A 19775-nucleotide genomic window follows, 5' to 3' on the forward strand; every position below is an offset into this window, starting at 1 on the left:
GCCGCGTTTTCGGTGATAAACCGTGGGGCTGCGAGCCCGTGGTCCGACACGAGATGAACCCCCAGTCTTTCGAGTGCAAACGGGTGTGTCGGGTGTCCGTCCGGGTGGCCTCGTCCCGGTACCACCTGGCTACGCAGAACACAACGCCTACCCGACTCGACCCGAAACGGAGGGTATGAGCGAGTTCGACGTCGACCAGTGGAGGCAGGAACTGGAGTCGAAACGAGCGGAGAAAGACGAGTTCTTCGGTGACCACCCGCAGTCGCCGATCCCGCCGGAGGAACGCGACGACTTCGACGGCCTGGAGTACTTCGACCCGGACCCAGCGTTTCGAGTCGACGCCGACGTGGCGCACCACGCCCAGCCAGACCCCGTGCCGATGGAGACGACCGAGGGGCCGGAAGTTCGGTACGTCCGCGTCGCCACGCTCTCCTTCGAACTGGACGGCGAGTCGTACGAACTCCACGGCTACAAACAGCGACCGGGCGAGGGGCAGCCCGAGCCCTTGTTCGTCCCCTTCCGCGACAAGACGACCGGCCAGCAGACGTACGAGCAGGGTCGCTACCTCGAACTGCACCACGACGGCGACCTCGAGTCGGTGGAGTCACTGACGCTCGACTTCAACCTCGCGTACTCGCCGTTCTGTGCGTTCTCCGAGACGTTCTCTTGTCCGCTTCCGCCCGAGGAGAACTGGCTGGAGACGACCGTCGAGGCTGGCGAGCGGTTCGAGTGACCGCTGCGAGTGAGCACCCGGCGGCGAAAAGTCGGTGAACTAGACAAGAAGCGGTAACTCGTTCTGGTAGCTCCAGTGGAAACAGGGGGGTTTGCGGTGAAATGGGGAAGAATTAGTTCTGCAAATTCGTGTCGCTTAGGCTGTCAGAACAGGTAGCCACTGACGCCGAGCAGTCCCATCAACACGACGCCGACGCCCACGAGTCGGTAGAACACGACGCGCGTCTTCGTCAAGTAGCGACGCGGGGCACGGACGTGTGCGAAGCGAAGTTTCAGCATCTCCTCGGGGAAGGCGACGAACGCGCCACCGACGAGGAAGATAGTGAGCAGCCCGAACAGTCCGAGTACGGCTTGCAGCAGGCTCATGGCGCGACACCCACCGTCAGCAGTGTCCCGAACGTCCGGTAGCGTTCGACCATGTCCTCGCGCGTGTCCCAGTCGTCGGTCGGGAAGTCGGCTACCGGCGGAATCTCGATGTCGCGGTCCGGGATGTTGTCCTGTTCGGCGACGACCAGTCCAGCCTCGCGGAACGCGTCACGGTACTGTTCTGCGTTCCACAGCGTCATCTCGACCTCGATGAACTGCTGCCACTCGTGTGAGTGGGTGTTCTCCTCGTAGTAGTTCACCGCACAGTAGAACGTCCCGCCGGGTTTCAGAATCCGTGCCACCTCGGCGAGCGTCTCGTGCGGGTCCTGTGCGTAGTAGAACGCTTCCATCGTCCAGACGTGGTCGACGCTGTCGGTCTCGAACGGGAGACTCCCGAAGTCGCCGACGGTGTAGCCAACCACACCGTCGTCCGTGTACGACCTGGCGTTGTGTGCCATCTCGGGTGAGCCATCCAGTCCATATACACGTCCAGCCTCAGCCGTCTCTCGGAGCGCACGACCAGCGTAGCCGGAGCCACAGCCAAGGTCCACCACCACGTCGCCGGGTTCGACCGGCATTCGAGCGAGGGCGTGTTTGGCCGTCTGCCAGTGGCGGTCCTCCATGCCACGGTCGCGGCCGTCCTGCGCCCACGCGTCGAACTCCTCGCGGACACTCATGTACCACCCCTCAGACGCGAAAGGATATGAACTGTTCGGACCCCGTGATGTCGTGGGACACCCTCACGAACACTGACACGGAACGCGGGCCTGCAGGCGGATTGTTTATCCGTCGTGCGGGCGGATTCGACGACATGGTCGGTCCGAGAAAACGGTTCCAGATCGCCGACAGCGCCCAACAGATAGTCGGCGGCTTCCTCCTCGCCGGGCCGTTCGTCGTCACCGCGGAGGTCTGGCAGCTCGCGACGAACATGACCCTCCTTCACACACTGGTGACCGTCGCCATCGTCTTCGGCATCGGCTACGGCGCGCTGTACAAAGCCGACGACGAACGCAATCCGGACCGCGAGGCGGAAGTCGGCGGCATCCCGCTGCGATTCCTCTCGCTGATGCTGGTCTCGTTCGGGTCGGTCGCCATCCTCGCCGTCGCGTTCACCGCTCCACAGACGTTTCTGGAAGGCGAAGACGGCTTCCTGACGAATCCGACGACCACTGCCGTGTTGTTCACGACGATGAAGGCCATCTCCGTCGGTGCCATCTTCAGCGTCGTCGGTGCGGCGACCGCGGACTCGGTGTTCTGAGTGGCGGCCGCGGACTCGGTGTTCTGAGTGGCGGCCGCGGACTCGGTGTTCTGAGTCACGGCCGCGAACTCGGCGTTCTGAATCGCGACTACAGACCGACGTAGAAACCGTTTCTGGCCGGAAGAGGGACTCCCCGCCAGCGTGTCCGGGTTTCCCACCCGCACGCTTAAGTTCGTGTCGCCGGATTCTGGCTGTATGGACTATACGCTCGCGGTAGACGGACTCAACGAGACGGTTTCGGGTGGAACGAGCATTCTGCTCGTGCATCCATCGACCGGTGCGACGGACCGAATCGACACGGAATTTCTGAAAGAGGACACGGACCACTTTTTCGTCATCTCGACACGCACCACGGCCCGTGAAGTGATGCAGAAACTCGAATACTACGACGTCGACGAGTCGAAAGCCGTCATCCTCGACACGCTCAGCGTCGAACGTGGCTACTCGCGACGCTCCAGCCAGAACGTCCACTACGTCTCCGCCCCGGACGACCTGGATGGCATCGTCGAACAGACCGAACGCTTCTTCGACAACTACGACGGCAAGTTGCGAATCAGCTTCGACTCCATCACCGAACTCGCCTACTACGCCGGCGAGGACGAGGCGTTCGAGGCAGTCGAGCGACTCCTCGACCTCATCGAAGAACACGACGCAGTCGGCCTGTTCCACCTCTCCGACGAAGTCCACGAGGACGACGTCGAACAGCAGTACCGCGACCTGTTCGACCGCGTCATCGACCTCGACATCGACGGCGACGTGACCATCGACGACTGACCGGTTCGTTCTCACATTATCTGTCCCAGTCGCATACCTCTCCCAATCCCAGACTATCGATGACCGAGTACGACAAACTCGTCCGCGACGAGATTCCGACCGTGATTCGCGAGAACGGACAGACGCCGGTGACCCATCGGGTCGAGGGTGCCGAGTACCGCCGACGCCTCCGCGAGAAACTCGTCGAGGAAGCGCGAGAGTTCGAAACAGACCCGAGCCCCGAAGAACTGGCCGACGTGCTGACCGTCGTCGACGCGATTCGGGCCGCGGAATCGTTCGACGACGAGGCCGTCGCTCGTGAACGTCGAGAGAAGCGTACTGCCCGTGGTGGGTTCGACGATGGTGTCGTCCTCGAATGGGTCGAAGACGGCCCAGAGTAAAAATCAGCAGACCCGCCGGTCACTACAACTGTTCGAACGTCTTTTCAGCCCACTTCACCGCGTAGGGCGCACCACGGTCCCGATAGGCTTCGGTGTCGAGCGCGCCGAACGGGGCCGGAAGTTCGAGTGCGTGTTTCAGCCCGCTACAGGCGAGTTCTGTCGCGTCCGGGAAGTCAGTCTGGCCGAGTGCGACCTCACGTGCGAGTCCGTCGAGTCGACCACTGAGGCGGTCGCCAGCGTCCTGCCACGTCGCTCCCAGTTCGGGTTGGGTGTCGAGCCACCCCGCGAACACGTCGCGTGTGTGCAGGCCGAGCCAGCCGTCGTACAGCGCTGCTGCCAGCTGGTACGTCGCGTTCGGGTCGAGCGGCACTGCGTCGGCGAGGTCACAGTAGCGGTCCTCGAAGAACCCGAGGAAGTGTTCGGGCTGGTCGAGGCCCACTTCGACCAGCGCCTCGGCAACGAGGAAGTCGACGAACGACTCGGGCGACCCCTGCACGCGCGCCTTGACGATGACCACCGGCGGGTCCGTCTGGTGCGTCCACGCGACACTCCCGTCGCCCGGCGCGCCGATGGTGAACTCGGACCCTGCGATGCGGCTGAGCAGTGCAGGTGCATCCGCCGGCAGCCACTCGGCTGGGTACGAGAGAGGCGAGAGCGAGTCGACTAGCAGACCGAGGTCTTCTGCCTGTGCCGGCGGTAGCGTCTCGAAGTCACTCTCGGCGTCGAGGACGACCGCGTCCGGCGCGTGTTCGTCTCGAACAGCGGCGACGGAAGGAGAGAGGTCTCGTTCGCTGAACATCACGCCGCGCCGAGAGAGACGAGGACGAGGGCGATGGAGAGAATTGCGGCTACACCGACCGTGGTCATGACGATCTTCGTGGCGTCACTCATGTGCGAGAGCAACGACCGTGGAGGCATAAAACCACCAGTTCCGTCGCTCGGAGCCGGGAAATCAGCGGCAATCACGTCGTCACCGGCCAGCCGAATCCGCTGTCGTTGCTGTACCAGAGCGATTGCCAGTGCCCAGAACCGTGTGAATCGAAACCAGACACCCCCATTTCCGGTGGAAAGACACAGTCTCAATACCGCTGTTGGAGGGTCCAGAATACCCTTTGTTCACAGTTCGACCCGAAATAGAGGGGTAGAATGGGATACGAGAACAGAAATGTCGACGCCCAACCACGACGAGTCAACGACCGACCAAACGTGTGAACCAGTTATCACGAGTCGATAGCCGACGAATCGGCGCGACTCGGCGACCAGTCACTCGTCACTACCGCGCCAGGACTCCGGCACGTCGATGACGTAGCGACCGTCTTCGCGAAGCGAGATGATGTACTCTTCGCGGTCGTACAGCTCCATCAGATTCAGTTCGTACTGCCCCGGATTGAGAATCTTGATGCTCTCGAACTGCTGGTTCAACTCCTGCCGAAGTTCGTCGAGGTCCGGTCGGTCGTCGACCTCGGTGTCGCTCGGTTCGGCGACGACGCGTCCCTCGTTCGGCGGCTGATTTCGCCGTCCGTCTACCGATTCGGACTGACTCGCGTCGGGCCGCGGTGCGTCGGTCGGTTGGCCGGCTCCCGTGTCGGCAGCGTTCACCTGACCCGGGAGTTCGTCCGGCTGGACCATGTCGGACCGTGCGTTGGCCTGTGCGTTGTCCTCTGAGGACCCCATCCGGGCACCGATGGGTCCGTCGTCCGTCTCCTGCTCCGGCTCTGACGACCCGGTCGTCGGAGACGCCTGTGAGTCCGACTGCGGCTGGGTCTCTTGCACGTTCGGTTGCGACCGCCGCTTTGCCGTCTGGTCCGTCGGTGTCGCCGCAGACTCTCTCTCCGCTGATTGCCGATTACCGGCGTCGGCAGCGTTTGCAGGGCTATCCGTCTCGACACGACTGCCGGTATCGGCGTTGCCACCGGCCTCAGAACGAGCGTTCGTCGACTCGTTAGCCCGTGCTGCTGCCTTCTCGGCCGGCGTGTCGTAATCCTCGGTCGCAGACTTCGGCCACGACCGCTGGCTGGAGTCGTCCGAACTTCGCTTTCGGCCGACCCAGTCACGCACCGTGTCCGTCGCTTTGCTCACCGCGCCCGCGTTGGAGTCGCGCGACGGCGGCTCGGAACTGCCCGTGGCCGACGTGCCGTCGACCGCACCTTTCGGGATGAACTGGAACTTGTTGCCCCCACACTCGGGACAGCCAGACAGCATCTCCTTCGAGCCGTCTGCGAACGAGCGACCGCAGTCGGTACACTGGTGTGGCATTATTTCCGGGAGACGAGCGCGCTGATGAGGTTCTCGTCCTTGTGCAGCGTCTCGATCTGGTTCGCTGGTCCGATGACCGTCAACTTCGAGGTCTCTTCGCGACCCATGATGCGGTCGAGGATACTCGCGTCGTTGGTCTGCGAGCGCGGATAGGTCTCGATTTCGATGCCGTTGAACTCGTCAGGGCTGATTTCCGCCATCGTCACTTCGATGAGTCGTGACTCCTCGTCGGGTGAAAGCCCGTCTTCGAGGATGACGATGTTCCCGTCGCGAACACCGTCTAAGATGAGCCGAATCTTCTCCATGCTGGCGAGGTTCGCCATCCGCTCGCCACTGATGAGGTCGATTTGAACGCCGTCTGATGATTGTGCTTCTGCCATGGATATCACGCGAAGTAGTCCGCAATCTTGTCGTAGACCTCGTCCATGTTCTCGCCTTCGAGTGCCGAGAGCGGGACGGTCTCGTGTTGCGGGAACGCGTCCTCGATACGCTTGACGCTCGAATCTGGTAGGTCGATTTTGTTAGCGAAGATGAGTACGGGCAGGTCACGCGACTCGATGATGCCGATGAGCATCGTGTTCACCTGCGTGAACGGGTCCGTCGAACTGTCGAGTACGTAGATGACGCCGTCGACGTCCTCGCGGAGCCAGTGCATCGCTTCGGCGACGCCCTCGGTCGCCTCGCGAGACCGACGGACGGCCTCGTCCTGGTCGAAGTCCTCGAACTCGAGGAACTCCTCGTAGTCGACCTTCGTCGTCACACCCGGCGTGTCGACGATGTCGATGGTGACGGAACTGTTGTTCCGCTCGATTTCGACGTTCTCTTTCCGACGCGCGCGACGCGTCTCGTGTGGTACGTGGCTTTCTGGGCCGACGGCGTCGCCGGTCCAGTCACGGGCGATTCGGTTCGCCAGTGTCGTTTTGCCTGCGTTCGGCGGTCCGTAGATGCCGATTCGCTTTTGCTGTTCTTCTTCTGAAAACAGGCTCTCCCGCACTCGGTGGAGGCTGTCTCGTAATCCTGAAATGAGTCCCATCCTATTCTATCCTCCCACACGCATCCGCTCTCCTCTGGAGGCTTCAACCCAACGGCCGAAGTCGAGCGGTGTGGTACGTGCGTCTGCCCATAGACCCGAACTGGACTCACTTAAACCTACGTCAGACATATTGTTTCGGCAACATAAATTCCCGGTTTCGGTACAATCGGCACTGTGGTAGTAATATGCACGCGAGTTGGACGGGCGAGTTAGTTCCAGTCGAAACAGACGGGCCGGTGAGAGACACCGGGTGAGAGCCCCGATATCAGCAAATCGACGTGGGAAATCGAAAAAATCGAAAGGTTACTGTTTCCACTCGAAATGACCCGGCGAGTCCCCTTGCTCTCCAGCTAATGCAAGTAGTGCCGTTCTCGGGTAGTTGCTGACTCGCTCGACGTCGAGATCTCGGCGAGGCTGTAGACCATCGACACTCCAAGATACAGTAGTGTCTGATTCGCGTGTCGGTAACTTCACGTCGGTCTTTGGACGCGAGTGGTCACAACTCGGAAGCGAGCAGTTACAACCCTGAAACGAACGAGTCAGGGAGACGATTAGCAGCAGAGGAACACGCCGTTCGTCTCCAGATGCGAATCTGATGTCGTCTGCTCGAAGGTCGTATTACATTCTGTCATGGTCGCTTTTGTTCTGCAACCTCCTGGCGTCGTTGTCCAGACGACGGTTCGTGGGTCGTGGGTGAGTAAGGCGTGAGTGAGCACGTCGTGAGGTGAGTGAACACGAGTCGCGGGGAAATCGATGCCCCCCACCCCTTCGTTTCGAGTGGAAACTGGCGAGTGGGTGTGGTCGGGTCGAGAAAATCACGAACTTCGTTCTAGCTAGAAAACAGAAGCGTTGCGACCTCTAGTGTAGTAAATAACTAGAAGCTAGTAGATATTGGTTTTACTCTGTTCTACGGTTATAGTTTGAGGATAGTAGTCATAAAGGTTCCGGGACTAGAAGCCACCCCTCCCCCTCCCACCCTCGTGCCGTTCCACCCGAAACGAAGGGGTGGGGGGGTTCCTAGCCACGTGCTAGCACCCCTTCGTTTCGTGTCCACCGGGAACGTTCGGTCCGACTCACTCCAACAGGATCGTGTCCCACACCACTCGGTCGTTCCTCGACCGGGCTCTGCAGGGACGGCTACTCTCAGTTAAGCTACCTACCTTCGACAGCGAGCGGCCGGGACGAGAAACTCGACGCACACACCAACTAGCCGAAGACTAATCGAGCTCGACTGCCTCCCCTGAATTCTCGAACTCTAGAAATATCTGGTCCGGATAGAACGCTCGACGATTCGTCTCGACGTGGTCCGTCGTCACGGCAAGGACTATCCACTATCGTCGACACGGAATCGGTCCACGAACACACGCGTTGTCTGTCGGGGAGTCGAAGAGCAGACGAGGTCTTGGGAGCCGGCCTACGCCTAGTCGACCTGAAATGGAGGGTCCGCACCGATGCACCGGCTATCCCCAACCCCTCCTCTTCGTGTCGACCGCCGGTCGACACCTTCGAACACGTATCACGTTAGTGTTCTTCTGCGTTCTCGACGACGGCACTACGACTCTGCTGTTCCTGTACTCGTAACCGGGACTGGGTAGTGTTCTGCCGTGCTCTCCAGCGCGTACTCTCCAGCGCCTGTTCCTCCGGTTCATCTTTCTAGCGTCTGGTCCGTTCCTGTTTCTGGTGCATTCATGGGTCACATCACGCACGCGCGATGAACACCAGTCGCGCCCAGCCGTCGTCGCCCATCATCCCGTCACGGTCGTCGGCGTCCTCATCGGTTGGATCGACGTCGACGACGAGAACGCCCTCTGACAACGAGTCCAGACGAAACGGAACCCCGGTGAGGTATGGATACGTGGTCTCGCATTGACTATCGTCGGTGGCATCGGCTGAATCGCCAATAGAGGCTCTCAAACACTCGATTCACCCCTCTGTTTCCAGTCCAGCAGCCTGCTCGAGGACACCACAAAGGCAACTATTATATCCCTCCTCTTCTTCTGCTTCGTTTGCATCAACTGGACACGCCGACGCCGCACGCTTCGAACTACTCCCCCAATTTCGCGGCGTCGTGTCCTCTCGCACCGGATGGAAATAAACCTCCAGTCGAAATGAAGGGGTAAACAATACAGATGTCTGACAACGACGATGCGGACGCAGACGATGCTGGTGGTGGTCGGTCGACACAGGTAGATACCTCACGTGACTTCAGCGTGGATCTGGACGACGTCGTCCTTGACGACGACGACGAGGAAGACGATTCACAGGGACTGTTCGACGACCTGCTCAGTGGTGAACCGATTTTCGAGAACAAGGAGGTCCTCCGACCGTCGTACACACCGCACGAACTGCCACACCGGAAAGAGCAGATCAACAAGATGGCGACCATCCTCGTCGCCGCGCTCCGTGGCGAGACGCCCTCGAACATCCTCATCTACGGGAAGACCGGGACCGGGAAGACGGCGAGCGCGAAGTTCGTCTCCAACGAACTCGAGAGCACGTCGAAAAAGTACGAGGTCCCGTGTTCCGTCGAGTACATCAACTGTGAAGTGACCGACACGCAGTACCGTGTGCTCGCCCAGTTGGCGAACAAGTTCATCGATGAGAACGAGGCGATGATCGAGCGACGACTCGACGACCTCGACTCGTTGCTCGACCAACTCGACGACGCTGGAGACGAAACCGGGGTGTTGACCGGGACCGAGTTCGACTCGCGCGAACACGTCGAAGACCGCATCGAACAACTCGAAGAAGACAAAGACGACTTCGAGAGCGTCCCGATGACCGGGTGGCCGACCGACCGCGTGTACAGCGTCTTCTTCGAGGCCGTCGACTACGAGGAGCGCGTCGTCGTCATCATGCTCGACGAAATCGACAAACTGGTCGAGAAGTCGGGCGACGACACGCTGTACAACCTCTCGCGGATGAACTCCGAACTGGAGAACTCGCGCGTGAGCATCATGGGCATCTCGAACGACCTGAAGTTCACTGACTTCCTCGACCCCCGCGTCAAGTCGAGCCTCGGTGAGGAAGAAATCGTCTTTCCGCCCTACGACGCGAATCAGCTTCGCGACATCCTCCAGCACCGCGCCGACGTGGCGTTCAAGGGCGACGCCCTCACGGAAGACGTCATCCCGTTGTGTGCCGCCTTCGCCGCACAGGAACACGGTGACGCCCGGCGTGCGCTCGACTTGCTCCGGACTGCCGGTGAACTCGCCGAACGCTCGCAGTCCGAACTCGTCGACGAGGAACACGTCCGGCAGGCCCAGGACAAAATCGAACTCGACCGCGTCGTCGAGGTGGTACGTACGCTCCCGACCCAGTCGAAACTCGTCCTCTTCTCCATCATCCTCCTCGAATCGAACGGCGTCCACAACATCAACACGGGCGAGGTGTTCAACATCTACAAGCGACTCTGCGAGGAGATCGACGCCGACGTGCTCACGCAGCGGCGCGTGACCGACCTCATCTCCGAACTCGACATGCTCGGCATCGTCAACGCCGTCGTCGTCTCGAAGGGTCGCTACGGCCGGACGAAGGAAATCTCGCTCTCGGTCCCCATCGACGAGACCGAAGCCGTCCTCATGAGCGATTCGCGACTCGGCGACATCGAGAACATCCAGCCGTTCGTACAGGCGCGCTTCGGGAACTGAGTTCCGCCCTTCTTCCCCTACTCGGCAGTCGGTCGTTCGACCGTCGTCTCGGTTCCGAGGAGGTGACCGCGTTCCCGCGCCAGTACCCGTCCCGGTAGTCTCTCCTCGAACGTAATGGTGGCCCGGTACGCGTCCACGCTCTCGTCGGCGGTGCAGTAGTCGGGAGGGTCCCGCTTCTGGCCGCTGCCGACCGTGAGGTGGAGGAGATCGGAATCTGCGTCGTGGCTCGCACCGACGAGTTTCGCCTCGTCACAGGTGCCAGAACCGACGTGCAGGCGTCCGACGACCTGGACGCGATACCGGGAATTGTCGAAGCTGACCCGAGGCGGTTCTTCGACTGCTGGCGCCGCGTCGAAGTCGTCACTGGCGGGTTCGACGACGGTGAACTCGCGAGCGGCGATTGGTCCCGACTCGCCGCCGAAGGTCGTCTGCAATTCGGCGAGACACCCAGTTGTGGCGACGAGGCCGCAGACTGTGGCGGTCCGAGTGAGCGAAGACAGGAAGGCGCGCCGTCTCATACGAGCAAAATTACACCGACAGGACAAAAAAGTATCAATAGCTGAAAAAGTAACTTGACGGACTGGAAGCGGGAAGAAGCGGTGGAAATCGGCCATAAATCGTTCCCTGTCACATTGTAGCAATAATTTTTCACCTCGGGGAGTGAATCCGACGTATGGAGCCCGGCTCAGACAGCCCGCTCTCGATACACAACGCAGAGAACGCGTCTACGTCGGCTGAGAACGGGGAAAATTCGTCTTCGTGTTACTGCTGACGATACTGCTCTTCTTCGGCGCGATTTACGTCCTCGCGATGTAGTTCGCACTCGTCGGCGTCGGGTTGGAGTAGAAACGGACCGCCAAAACGCAGGTTTCGGGTCGCTGGTAGTGTGCTCGCTCGACTACAGCCAGCCTTCTCGACGCGAAACGACGGCCCCGACACCGGCCAACGAGAGACCGAGTGAGAGTCGGAACCCGGCGACGAGTGGGTTCGTACTCGCTGCGGCCGCACCGGTCGAGAGCTGGGCGAACTTCAGGCGAATCCAGCCGAGCCACGGGATGCGGACCTTCGCTTTGCCGCGGACCCAGTCGGGGCGGACGATGTTACTCTGCGTGGCGACCTGGTCGTACGTCGGATTGTTGTCGCCCTTCGTGATGAACCCGGCATGCGGGGCGGGGCAGGCGCCGTTCGCGATGGCCTCACACGAGGATGCACCCGAGTTCAGGTAGCTCTCGTTCGCTTTGTCGTACCAATTCTCGCCCTCCTCGACGTAGAACATCGCCCGGTGGATGATGGGCGTCGCTCGTTCGTCGCCGTACGGCTGGTAGATGATGACGTTACCGTAGTCACCGAAACTCCAGTAGCCAGTATCTTGCTCGCCGATACGATGTGTGACGACACCGGTCCCTTCGACAGCCCCGTTTCCGGGGTAGCGCTGGTCGTCGACGATGAACACGAGGTCGTTCTTGTACATGTGCGGCTCCATGCTGCCACTCTCGACGGCGACGAGTGGTGGCCAAACGCCGCTGACGCCGAACAGCACGAGGCCGATGACGGCGACGGTCAGGAGGCTGCCACCGATGTCACGAGTCGTCTGAATCCAGACGTTGTTCGTGTTGAAGAACCAGTCGACAGGACCATCGAACGACTCGTCGTCGCTGGGCCCTGCAGGTTCCGGCGCGGTCGCGTCAGGGTTCGGGTCGACCAGTCGGTTGCCATCCTTCTCGCCTGCAACGACAGTTTCCTCGGTGTCGCTGTTCGGGGCGGTCGCTGCGGGTTCATCCGCACCCGCCGCACGCTCGTCATTGGCGTCGGTTCGGTCACCGGGCTCGTCGGGCTCGTGTTCGCTGCGCTCGGTCGACGTTTCGTCGACCCACTCCCACTCGTCGGTGGCGTCGGTCGACTCGTCGGCAGCCGCGTCGTCGCGGTCACCTCGGTGGTCGTCCGGCTCGTCGTCGGTGCCGGGTCCGGTCATCTGGTCGTCGGTTCACGCCCGCCCGCAATCAACCTTCTGTTGGTGATTTTGCCCGGATTCGGTGTCGGTTCGAAGCGACTCGTTCTCGTCGTTCCGGCATCCTTTTGCGTACACACCTGATTCGAGAGTGATGTGCCACTGGAGGGGTCCGCACAGGTGGTCGGTGAACTCGCCAGCCGCGGCTACAACGCCGAGCGCGAGGCTGTGACCCTCATCGAGACGGCCGACGACCCGGGCGAAACGCTCCGCGTGGTCGTCGACTCGGTGCCCGCGGACACCCTCAAGATTACCGCCGCAAACGTACGGGAGGTTCGGGAATCGCTCGAAGGCGGAGCGACCAGCAGTTCGAGACGAACCGGTGCCGGTACGGGTACCACTGCTGGTGCGACCGACGCTGCCAGCACTCCTGACGAGCGCTCCGATGCCCCCGAGGAACCTTCGGAACTGGATACGCAACAGCCCGACGAAGACCCCCTTGTTTCGACTGGAGATTCCTCCACTGATTCGACGGTGGGTGATGCAGCTCCAGTCGAAACCGGGGGGTCGTTCGAGCGGAAAATCGACGAAGCCCTGCGGTCGGTCGAGATCGCGGGCGACGTGACTGGCCAGAGTACCGGAACCGGCGAGTACAAGAACTTCGTCTCGGTGTTTCGCGACCGCTACGAGAAACTCTCGTCGAAGTTGCGCGGGCGAGTCAACCACCGGCCGACGAGTACCATCGAGTCGATGACGGGCGGGAGTGAAGTCGCACTCGTCGGGATGGTCAACGACGTGCGCTCGACCGCGTCGGGTCACTGGCTGGTCGAACTCGAAGACACGAAGGGGACGTTCCCTTGCCTCGTGATGAAAGACCGCCCGCTCGCGGGCCTCGTCGACGAACTACTCTGTGACGAGGTCATCGCCATCGAAGGGACGCTTTCTGACGACGCGGGCATCGTCTTCGTCGATTCGCTGCACTTCCCCGACGTGCCCCGGACGTACGAACCGAGCTACGCCGACAGACACGTGCAGGCCGCGCTCATCTCGGACGTCCACGTCGGCAGTCAGGAGTTCATGGCCGACGAGTGGGACCAGTTTTGCACCTGGCTCCACGGTCCGCAGGCAGAACACGTCGAGTACCTCTGCATCGCGGGCGACATGGTCGAAGGTGTCGGCGTCTACCCGAATCAGGACGAAGAACTCGACGTCGTCGACATCTACGAGCAGTACGAAGCGTTCAACGAGAAGCTCAAACAGGTTCCCGGGGACCTCGACATCGTGATGATTCCGGGCAACCACGACGCGGTTCGCCTCGCCGAACCGCAACCTGGCTTCGACGACCGCCTGCGAGACATCATGTCCGCGCACGACCCGCAGATTACGGGCAATCCGTCGACGGTGACGCTCGAAGGCGTCGACATCCTCATGTACCACGGGGTCTCGCTCGACGAGGTCATCGCGGAACTCCCGGCCGACAAGGCGAGTTACGACGAGCCGCACAAGGCGATGTACCACCTGCTGAAAAAGCGCCACGTCGCGCCACAGTACGGTGGCCACACTCGCCTCGCGCCCGAGGAAAAGGACTACCTCGTCATCGAGAACGTCCCGGACATCTTCCACACGGGCCACGTCCACAAACTCGGCTTCGGGAAATACCACAACGTGCTCGCCATCAACTCCGGCTGCTGGCAGTCACAGACCGACTTCCAGAAGTCCGTCAACATCGACCCCGACGCCGGGTTCGCGCCCATCGTCGACCTCGACACGCTCGACGTGACCGTGCGAAAGTTCTCGTAATCTGGAAGTAACGGTGCCCTCTGTCACCGCAGTCCGTGTGGAGCATTTTTATACTGTTTAGAATTTCTGAGTATCGTAATGAGAGATTTCGAAGAAGATGATGAGATTGAACAGGCCATTCAATATCTGGTGCATTCGTTCGAATCCTCGGGAGACAACCCAAAGCCGGTGATCCTCCATAGCACCAGAGTGGGGATGGACCTGTACGACAGAGAGTACGAGAAGCACGTCGTCGTCGCTGGCTTTCTCCACGACTTGATTGAGGATACGGACGTGACTGCGGACGAGATTCGCTCAGAGTTCGGAGACGAAGTCGCAACCATCGTTGCAGCCACTAGCTTCGATACGGAAATCGACGGCTACCTAGAACGACACTATGACATTTACAAACGATGTTTCGAACTCGGAAGGGACGCAGTAGTCGTGAAAGCTGCTGATCTGCTAGATAACAGCGATTACTACGCCGTCGGCGATTCGGAAGGGCTTCAACAAAATCTGCTAACGAAGATGAAATATTTCATCGACGAATCTGAGCCATACGTCGGGAACGAGGATATACACCATGAACTCGAAACGAAATTTCCCACTGTCCAGCGGAGGGTGAACGAAAGTATGGGCAGCGGTAAGTAGGCGCGAGGGTTCTGCGAGGAGAGAACGCTCGCGGTTCACCGTCTCGTCGGTTCAGGGAGCGAATTCGTTCTGCGGTCGTCTTTCACCCGGTGTACCGATATCGAATCGTCTCTCGCCCCTCGAATCGCGGCCCCTGTCCGGCCCGGTCGAACCCGGCGGCCTCGACCGCGGCCGCAGCCGGACCCTCGGTGTCGGTGACGAGAATTTCGACGGCCATGCCCTCTGTTCGGGCGAAGCGCATCGGCTCTTCGAGCAGTCGCTCACAGGCCTCGTCGGTGCCCGCCAGTTGCGTGACGTGGACCGCGTCGGCTTTGGCGTCGAAGCTCACGAAGCCGAGCAACGTCGCAGTTTCCGTCTCGCCCACGTCCACGTTCGGGTCTGCGTCGCCGGATTGGTCCGCTTCGACGACCCGGACCGTGCGGTCGTGGACGAGGTTCCGAAGCATCTCGGTCGGCGCGTCGACGATGGCGCTCATGGCTTCCGCGTCGGCTTCTACCGCGTCCCGTACGTGCATCGTTTGTGGGTAGGTCGTTCCGAGCTAAAAACCCGAAGGCCGGATAAACGAGTTCACCCGAAGACCACAGACCGGTGTATTCACCCACGAGCCGGCCGTACTCGGGCGACAGTGGCAGGTTTTTCCCGTGATGGACATAGTTATGGCCCAGTCACCCGGATGATGGAGTATGAATGACGTTCGTACCGACGAGGTGGACGTATGCGCGTAGTCGCCAAGTTCGGCGGCACGAGTCTCGGCAGCGGCGACCGAATCAACCGCGCTGCCGACTCCGTCGCAGCCGCAGTTCGTGAGGGCCACGAAATCGCGGTCGTCGCGAGCGCGATGGGCAACACGACCGACGACCTGCTGAACGAGATTACGTTCGAGGCCAGCGAGATGGACCGGGCGCAAATCGTGAGCATGGGCGAGCGAACATCTGTTCGAATGCTCAAAGCCGCCTTGACGGCTCGAGGCATCGACGCAGTGTTCCTCGAACCGGGCCACCCCGACTGGCCGGTCGTCGCCAACGAGAACGGCGAGGTCGACGTCGAGGAGACGAAAAAGCGCGCCGCGAAGATTGCGGCCGACCTCGACGACGTGGTCCCCGTAATTACGGGCTTCCTCGCCGAGACACTCGACGGCTCCATCACGACGCTCGGCCGCGGTGGCAGCGACACCACGGCGGTCATGCTCGGCAAGTACATGGACGCCGACGAAGTCGTCATCGTGACCGACGTCGAAGGCGTCATGACCGGCGACCCACACGTCGTCGAAGGCGCACGCAACGTCGGCCAGATTTCGGTCGACGAACTCCGCAATCTCTCGTTCCGCGGGGCTGAGGTGGTCGCCCCGTCTGCCCTCTCGTACAAGGACGACAAACTCGACGTTCGCGTCGTCCACTACCAACACGGGGACCTGCTCTCCGGCGGGACACAGATTACCGGCCAGTTCAAGCACCTCGTCGACATGCTGGAGGAACCACTCGCCTGTCTCACCATCGCGGGTCGGGCGATTCGGAACCAGTCCGGCGTGTTCCATCGGCTCTCTGAAGCACTCGCCGAATCGGACATCAACATCGACGCGGTCGCCAGCGGCATGGACTCCGTGACGTTCTACGTCGACGAAGCAGAGGCCGAACGCGCCGAGAACATCCTCCATCGCGAGGTTATCGAAGACGAGAAACTCTCGTCCGTGACTGTCGAGGACAACATCGCCGTGGTGCGCGTCACGGGCGGCGAACTGCCGAACCAGCCCGGCGTCGTCGCCGGCATCGTCAACCCGCTCGCCGACGCGGGCATCAACGTCCACGACATCATCACGAGCGCGACCAGCGTCGCCATCTTCGTGACGTGGGACGACCGCGAGCAGACGCTGGAGATTCTCCAGAACCTGTACTGAGACGGTTTCGTTCAGCAGCAACCGAATCGATTTTCTCGATACGACGAACTACTCGCCCTATGAGTGACCTGCGGGAGCGACTAGACCGGATACCGAACTGGTACATCGCCACGGTCTGTGTCGTAGCGGCGCTCTCGAACATCGGTGCGCTCGTTCGTCCCGACTCCGTGAGTCGATACGTCGGGTCCGTCTTGCTCGTCGTCGCCGTCGTGGGCGGGTTCGTCCTCAGCAGTCGAACCGAGGACTGACGCGTCCGCGCGGCTGTCGACAGCGATTGGTTGTGACGACTGGCCATGCCACCACAACCTAGAACAGTGTGCTTCTCGTCGGTTCAGCCATGTACGACTATCACGTCCACTCTAACTACTCCGACGGCCGCTTCCTCCCGCGGATGTCGTTTGCGGCACAGGCGGCCGGACTCGACGGGGTCGGCTTCGCAGACCACTGCAACGTCTCAGAGCGTGACGACCCACAGTCGTTCAAGGAACTGTTCGGGTTCAACTTAGACCAGACGTACGAACGTCGCCGCCGCGCTATCGAACACGTCCGCGAGGAGGCCGACATCGAGGTGTACGACGCGGTGGAGATGGACTACGACGAACGCGACAAGAACCGAATTCGCGCATTTCTCGACGTGGCGAACTTCGATTACGCCATCGGCAGCGTCCACACGGTCGGCGAGTACAACGTCCAGTCGCCGGCGCAGTTCGAATCGCTCTCCGAGGGCGAACTCGACGAATTCGTCGACGACTACTACGACGCCCTCTGCTCGCTGGCGGAGTCGGAACTGTTCGACATCGCGGCGCATCCGGACCTGCTGGAGCGGACCGAACCGTTTCGTGGTCGGGCGACCATCGACCACTACGACCGGGCGGCGAAGGCGTTCGCCGACTCTCGCACCGTCCCCGAGATAAACGCCGGTCGCGCCGTCGGCGAGGACAGTTTCGTCCACCCGGCACCCGATTTCCTCGATTGTCTGCGCGAGTACGACGTGGACGTGACTATCGGGACCGACTCGCACCGCCCGCACGAAATCGGGGAGCGCGTCGAGTTCCTCGACTCCTTCCTCGCTGAGCGCGGCATCGAGACGGTCAGCCCCCCGAGCCTCGTCGACTGAGGCGACCTGTCGACCGTCGACGGCCGACTTCCTACCTGGCCCGTGCGACGTGACAGCGAACCTGTGCCCAACTTCGTACATCCATCGGTGATTCTGGGGTATCGCGCCCAGCTACCGGCAATTAGGACTTTCACGGTTTCGCCCCTCTCTGTAACCATGACGACGTACAAATCGAAGATGGTGGAGCGAATCCACCTCCCCGCCCGTGAGGAGCGCGAGGCCAACCTGGAGAAAGCCGGGTTCAACATGTTCAACCTCGAATCTGACCAGGTGTTCGTCGACCTGCTCACAGACTCCGGGACAGGCACGATGTCCGACCAGCAGTGGGCCGCGATGTTCCGCGGTGACGAATCCTACGCCGGCAGTTCTAGCTTCTCCCGACTCGAAGAAGCGGTCTCCGACGTGATGGGCTTCGACCACGTCGTCCCGGCACACCAGGGCCGCGGTGCCGAGAACGTCCTCTACGGCGTCCTCGTCGACGAGGGCGACGTGGTGCTCAACAACACACACTTCGACACGACCCGGGCACACATCGCCAATCAGGGCGCGGACCCGCAGGACGTGCCGGTCCCGGACGCACGCGACTTCGCCGCCGATGGTCCCTTCAAGGGCAACTTCGACGTCGAGCACGCCCGCAAGGTCGTCGACGAAATCGGCGCGGAGAAGATCCCCGCGGTCGTCCTGACCATCACGAACAACTCCGCCGCCGGCCAGCCGGTCTCCATCGAGAACACGCGCGAAGTCCGCGAGTTCTGTGACGACATCGGCGCGACGTTCGTGATGGACGCCTGCCGCTTCGCCGAGAACGCGTACTTCGTCAGCCAGCGCGAGGCCGAGTTCCGCGACTCGTCGGTCGCCGAAGTCGCCCGCGAACAGCTCTCCTACGCCGACGCCGCGGTCATGTCCGGCAAGAAAGACGGCCTCGTGAACATCGGTGGTTTCGTCGCCTGTAACGACCCGACCCTCTACGAGCAGGTCAAACAGCGCGGCATCCTCTACGAGGGCTTCACGACCTACGGCGGCATGGCCGGACGCGACATCGACGCGATGGCGGTCGGCCTGCGCGAGTCCGTCGAAGAAGCCTACGTCGCGGACCGCGTCGGCCAGGTCCAGTTCCTCGGCGAACTCATGGCTGAAGAAGGCCTGCCCGTGTTCCAGCCGATTGGCGGCCACGCGGTCTACCTCGATGCGGCCGAGTTCTTCCCGCACATCCCCGCCGACGAGTTCCCCGGGCAGGCGCTCGTCTGCGAACTCTACCGCGAGGGCGGTGTCCGTGGCGTCGAACTGGGCAGTTTCGCCTTCCCGGGTAGCGACCGCCCCGAACTCGTCCGTCTCGCCGTCCCGCGCCGGACCTACCACAAAGAGCACATCGAACACGTCGTCGAGACGGCCGCCGAAGTGTGGGCCCACCGCGACGAGGTCGAAGGCCTGTCCATCACCGACGAGCCGGAGATGGAGGAGATTCGCCACTTCACGGCGGAACTCGCGCCGCTTCCGAACTGAGCGACGGACACGCTTTTTCTGCTGGTGGTCTCGGTCCCAGTGTCGATTCTCGTTCGGCCGACCCCACCAGATTCAATGGTGCGACCCGACAACCACGAACCGATGACAGACACCGTCCAGTGCTGGCTGGCAGAACGGACGTTCGACGACCGCAACCTCGTGACCATCGTCTACGCCACCGACGACGGCGAGCGGTACGTCCAGCAGGAACGCTCGGCGAACTCGCTAACGCGTAATCCGGTCACGGCCGGGAAGGAAGTGCCCGTCGAGAATCTCGAAGCGACGCCGGACGAGGAAACGCGAGAGCGCTACGCTAAAGAGGTGTCCCGAACCGCCGAGCAGTACGGCCCTGACGACGCTATTTGATACATAATTCTACGTAGGTATTTTTTCAAAACTTGCTATTTGGGTTCTAAATTTCTACGTAGACGCGT

At 61.5% G+C, this 19775-nt stretch carries 21 protein-coding genes; 12 read left to right on the plus strand and 9 right to left on the minus strand.

Annotated features, from left to right (window positions below; translation table 11 throughout):
* The first annotated feature begins 175 nt into the window (after positions 1–175).
* On the plus strand, positions 176–733 hold the full coding sequence (locus ACSC1P_RS09790) for a DUF1684 domain-containing protein (protein WP_435359963.1): 558 nt from the start codon (positions 176–178) through the stop codon (positions 731–733).
* 143 nt (positions 734–876) lie between these two features.
* Here ACSC1P_RS09790 and ACSC1P_RS09795 read toward each other — a convergent pair whose 3' ends face one another.
* A complete protein-coding gene (locus ACSC1P_RS09795; RefSeq protein ID WP_435359964.1) occupies positions 877–1098 on the minus strand; it encodes a hypothetical protein in 222 nt (73 codons plus the stop codon).
* Positions 1095–1775 (minus strand): class I SAM-dependent methyltransferase, encoded by a 681-nt coding sequence (locus ACSC1P_RS09800; protein ID WP_435359965.1) that lies wholly within the window; start codon positions 1773–1775, stop codon positions 1095–1097. The genes ACSC1P_RS09795 and ACSC1P_RS09800 overlap by 4 nt, the downstream gene beginning before the upstream one ends.
* 134 nt (positions 1776–1909) lie before the next feature.
* Between ACSC1P_RS09800 and ACSC1P_RS09805 the strand changes: the two genes are divergently transcribed.
* The 3 genes from ACSC1P_RS09805 (at position 1910) to ACSC1P_RS09815 (ending at position 3510) form a co-directional block, all read left to right on the plus strand.
* Positions 1910–2356, plus strand: a complete 447-nt coding sequence (locus ACSC1P_RS09805) for a DUF2391 domain-containing protein (RefSeq protein ID WP_435360272.1) — start codon at positions 1910–1912, stop codon at positions 2354–2356.
* A 195-nt stretch (positions 2357–2551) separates the two neighbouring features.
* Entirely contained in the window at positions 2552–3130 is a 579-nt protein-coding gene (locus ACSC1P_RS09810; RefSeq protein ID WP_435359966.1) for a DUF7090 family protein, read from the plus strand.
* A 59-nt stretch (positions 3131–3189) separates the two neighbouring features.
* Positions 3190–3510 carry a nucleoside triphosphate pyrophosphohydrolase gene (locus ACSC1P_RS09815; RefSeq protein ID WP_435359967.1) on the plus strand — a complete coding sequence of 107 codons (321 nt, stop codon included), beginning with the start codon at positions 3190–3192 and terminating at the stop codon, positions 3508–3510.
* A 22-nt stretch (positions 3511–3532) separates the two neighbouring features.
* On the opposite strand, the gene ACSC1P_RS09820 is transcribed toward ACSC1P_RS09815, so the two are convergent.
* The 4 genes from ACSC1P_RS09820 to ACSC1P_RS09835 form a co-directional block, all read right to left on the minus strand.
* Positions 3533–4309, minus strand: a complete 777-nt coding sequence (locus ACSC1P_RS09820) for a DUF7089 family protein (RefSeq protein WP_435359968.1) — start codon at positions 4307–4309, stop codon at positions 3533–3535.
* A gap of 464 nt (positions 4310–4773) precedes the next feature.
* Positions 4774–5766, minus strand: a complete 993-nt coding sequence (locus ACSC1P_RS09825; RefSeq protein WP_435359969.1) for a Zn-ribbon domain-containing protein — start codon at positions 5764–5766, stop codon at positions 4774–4776.
* Positions 5766–6146, minus strand: coding sequence for a DUF2073 domain-containing protein (locus ACSC1P_RS09830; protein ID WP_435359970.1), 381 nt, complete (start codon positions 6144–6146; stop codon positions 5766–5768). The genes ACSC1P_RS09825 and ACSC1P_RS09830 overlap by 1 nt, the downstream gene beginning before the upstream one ends.
* Before the next feature lie 5 nt (positions 6147–6151).
* Positions 6152–6799, minus strand: a complete 648-nt coding sequence (locus tag ACSC1P_RS09835) for an Era-like GTP-binding protein (protein WP_435359971.1) — start codon at positions 6797–6799, stop codon at positions 6152–6154.
* Between the two features lie 2129 nt (positions 6800–8928).
* Between ACSC1P_RS09835 and ACSC1P_RS09840 the strand changes: the two genes are divergently transcribed.
* Positions 8929–10449, plus strand: a complete 1521-nt coding sequence (locus tag ACSC1P_RS09840; RefSeq protein ID WP_435359972.1) for a Cdc6/Cdc18 family protein — start codon at positions 8929–8931, stop codon at positions 10447–10449.
* A 17-nt stretch (positions 10450–10466) separates the two neighbouring features.
* Here the strand turns inward: ACSC1P_RS09840 and ACSC1P_RS09845 are convergent, their stop codons facing one another.
* Both ACSC1P_RS09845 and ACSC1P_RS09850 read right to left on the minus strand, forming a co-directional pair.
* Complete coding sequence (locus ACSC1P_RS09845; protein WP_435359973.1) at positions 10467–10967, minus strand: hypothetical protein; 501 nt, start codon at positions 10965–10967, stop codon at positions 10467–10469.
* Positions 10968–11347: 380 nt separating this feature from the next.
* Complete coding sequence (locus tag ACSC1P_RS09850) at positions 11348–12421, minus strand: S24/S26 family peptidase (protein WP_435359974.1); 1074 nt, start codon at positions 12419–12421, stop codon at positions 11348–11350.
* Between the two features lie 132 nt (positions 12422–12553).
* On the opposite strand from ACSC1P_RS09850, the gene ACSC1P_RS09855 reads away from it, so the two are divergent.
* Entirely contained in the window at positions 12554–14197 is a 1644-nt protein-coding gene (locus ACSC1P_RS09855; protein WP_435359975.1) for a DNA-directed DNA polymerase II small subunit, read from the plus strand.
* Between the two features lie 78 nt (positions 14198–14275).
* Entirely contained in the window at positions 14276–14827 is a 552-nt protein-coding gene (locus ACSC1P_RS09860; RefSeq protein WP_435359976.1) for an HD domain-containing protein, read from the plus strand.
* 82 nt (positions 14828–14909) lie between these two features.
* Here the strand turns inward: ACSC1P_RS09860 and ACSC1P_RS09865 are convergent, their stop codons facing one another.
* On the minus strand, positions 14910–15341 hold the full coding sequence (locus tag ACSC1P_RS09865) for a hypothetical protein (protein WP_435359977.1): 432 nt from the start codon (positions 15339–15341) through the stop codon (positions 14910–14912).
* Between the two features lie 201 nt (positions 15342–15542).
* Between ACSC1P_RS09865 and ACSC1P_RS09870 the strand changes: the two genes are divergently transcribed.
* The 5 genes from ACSC1P_RS09870 (at position 15543) to ACSC1P_RS09890 (ending at position 19707) form a co-directional block, all read left to right on the plus strand.
* On the plus strand, positions 15543–16721 hold the full coding sequence (locus ACSC1P_RS09870) for an aspartate kinase (RefSeq protein WP_435359978.1): 1179 nt from the start codon (positions 15543–15545) through the stop codon (positions 16719–16721).
* A 59-nt stretch (positions 16722–16780) separates the two neighbouring features.
* Positions 16781–16969, plus strand: coding sequence for a hypothetical protein (locus tag ACSC1P_RS09875; RefSeq protein ID WP_435359979.1), 189 nt, complete (start codon positions 16781–16783; stop codon positions 16967–16969).
* Between the two features lie 89 nt (positions 16970–17058).
* Positions 17059–17838, plus strand: a complete 780-nt coding sequence (locus ACSC1P_RS09880) for a PHP domain-containing protein (RefSeq protein WP_435359980.1) — start codon at positions 17059–17061, stop codon at positions 17836–17838.
* 156 nt (positions 17839–17994) lie between these two features.
* A complete protein-coding gene (locus ACSC1P_RS09885; RefSeq protein ID WP_435359981.1) occupies positions 17995–19341 on the plus strand; it encodes a tryptophanase in 1347 nt (448 codons plus the stop codon).
* A gap of 102 nt (positions 19342–19443) precedes the next feature.
* Positions 19444–19707: a DUF7967 family protein gene (locus tag ACSC1P_RS09890; protein WP_435359982.1), complete on the plus strand. Its 264-nt coding sequence runs from the start codon at positions 19444–19446 to the stop codon at positions 19705–19707.
* The last annotated feature ends 68 nt before the right edge of the window (positions 19708–19775 follow it).

Origin of the sequence: Haloarchaeobius caseinilyticus (assembly GCF_051207395.1) — an archaeon.
In the GTDB taxonomy this organism is placed as follows: domain Archaea; phylum Halobacteriota; class Halobacteria; order Halobacteriales; family Natrialbaceae; genus Haloarchaeobius.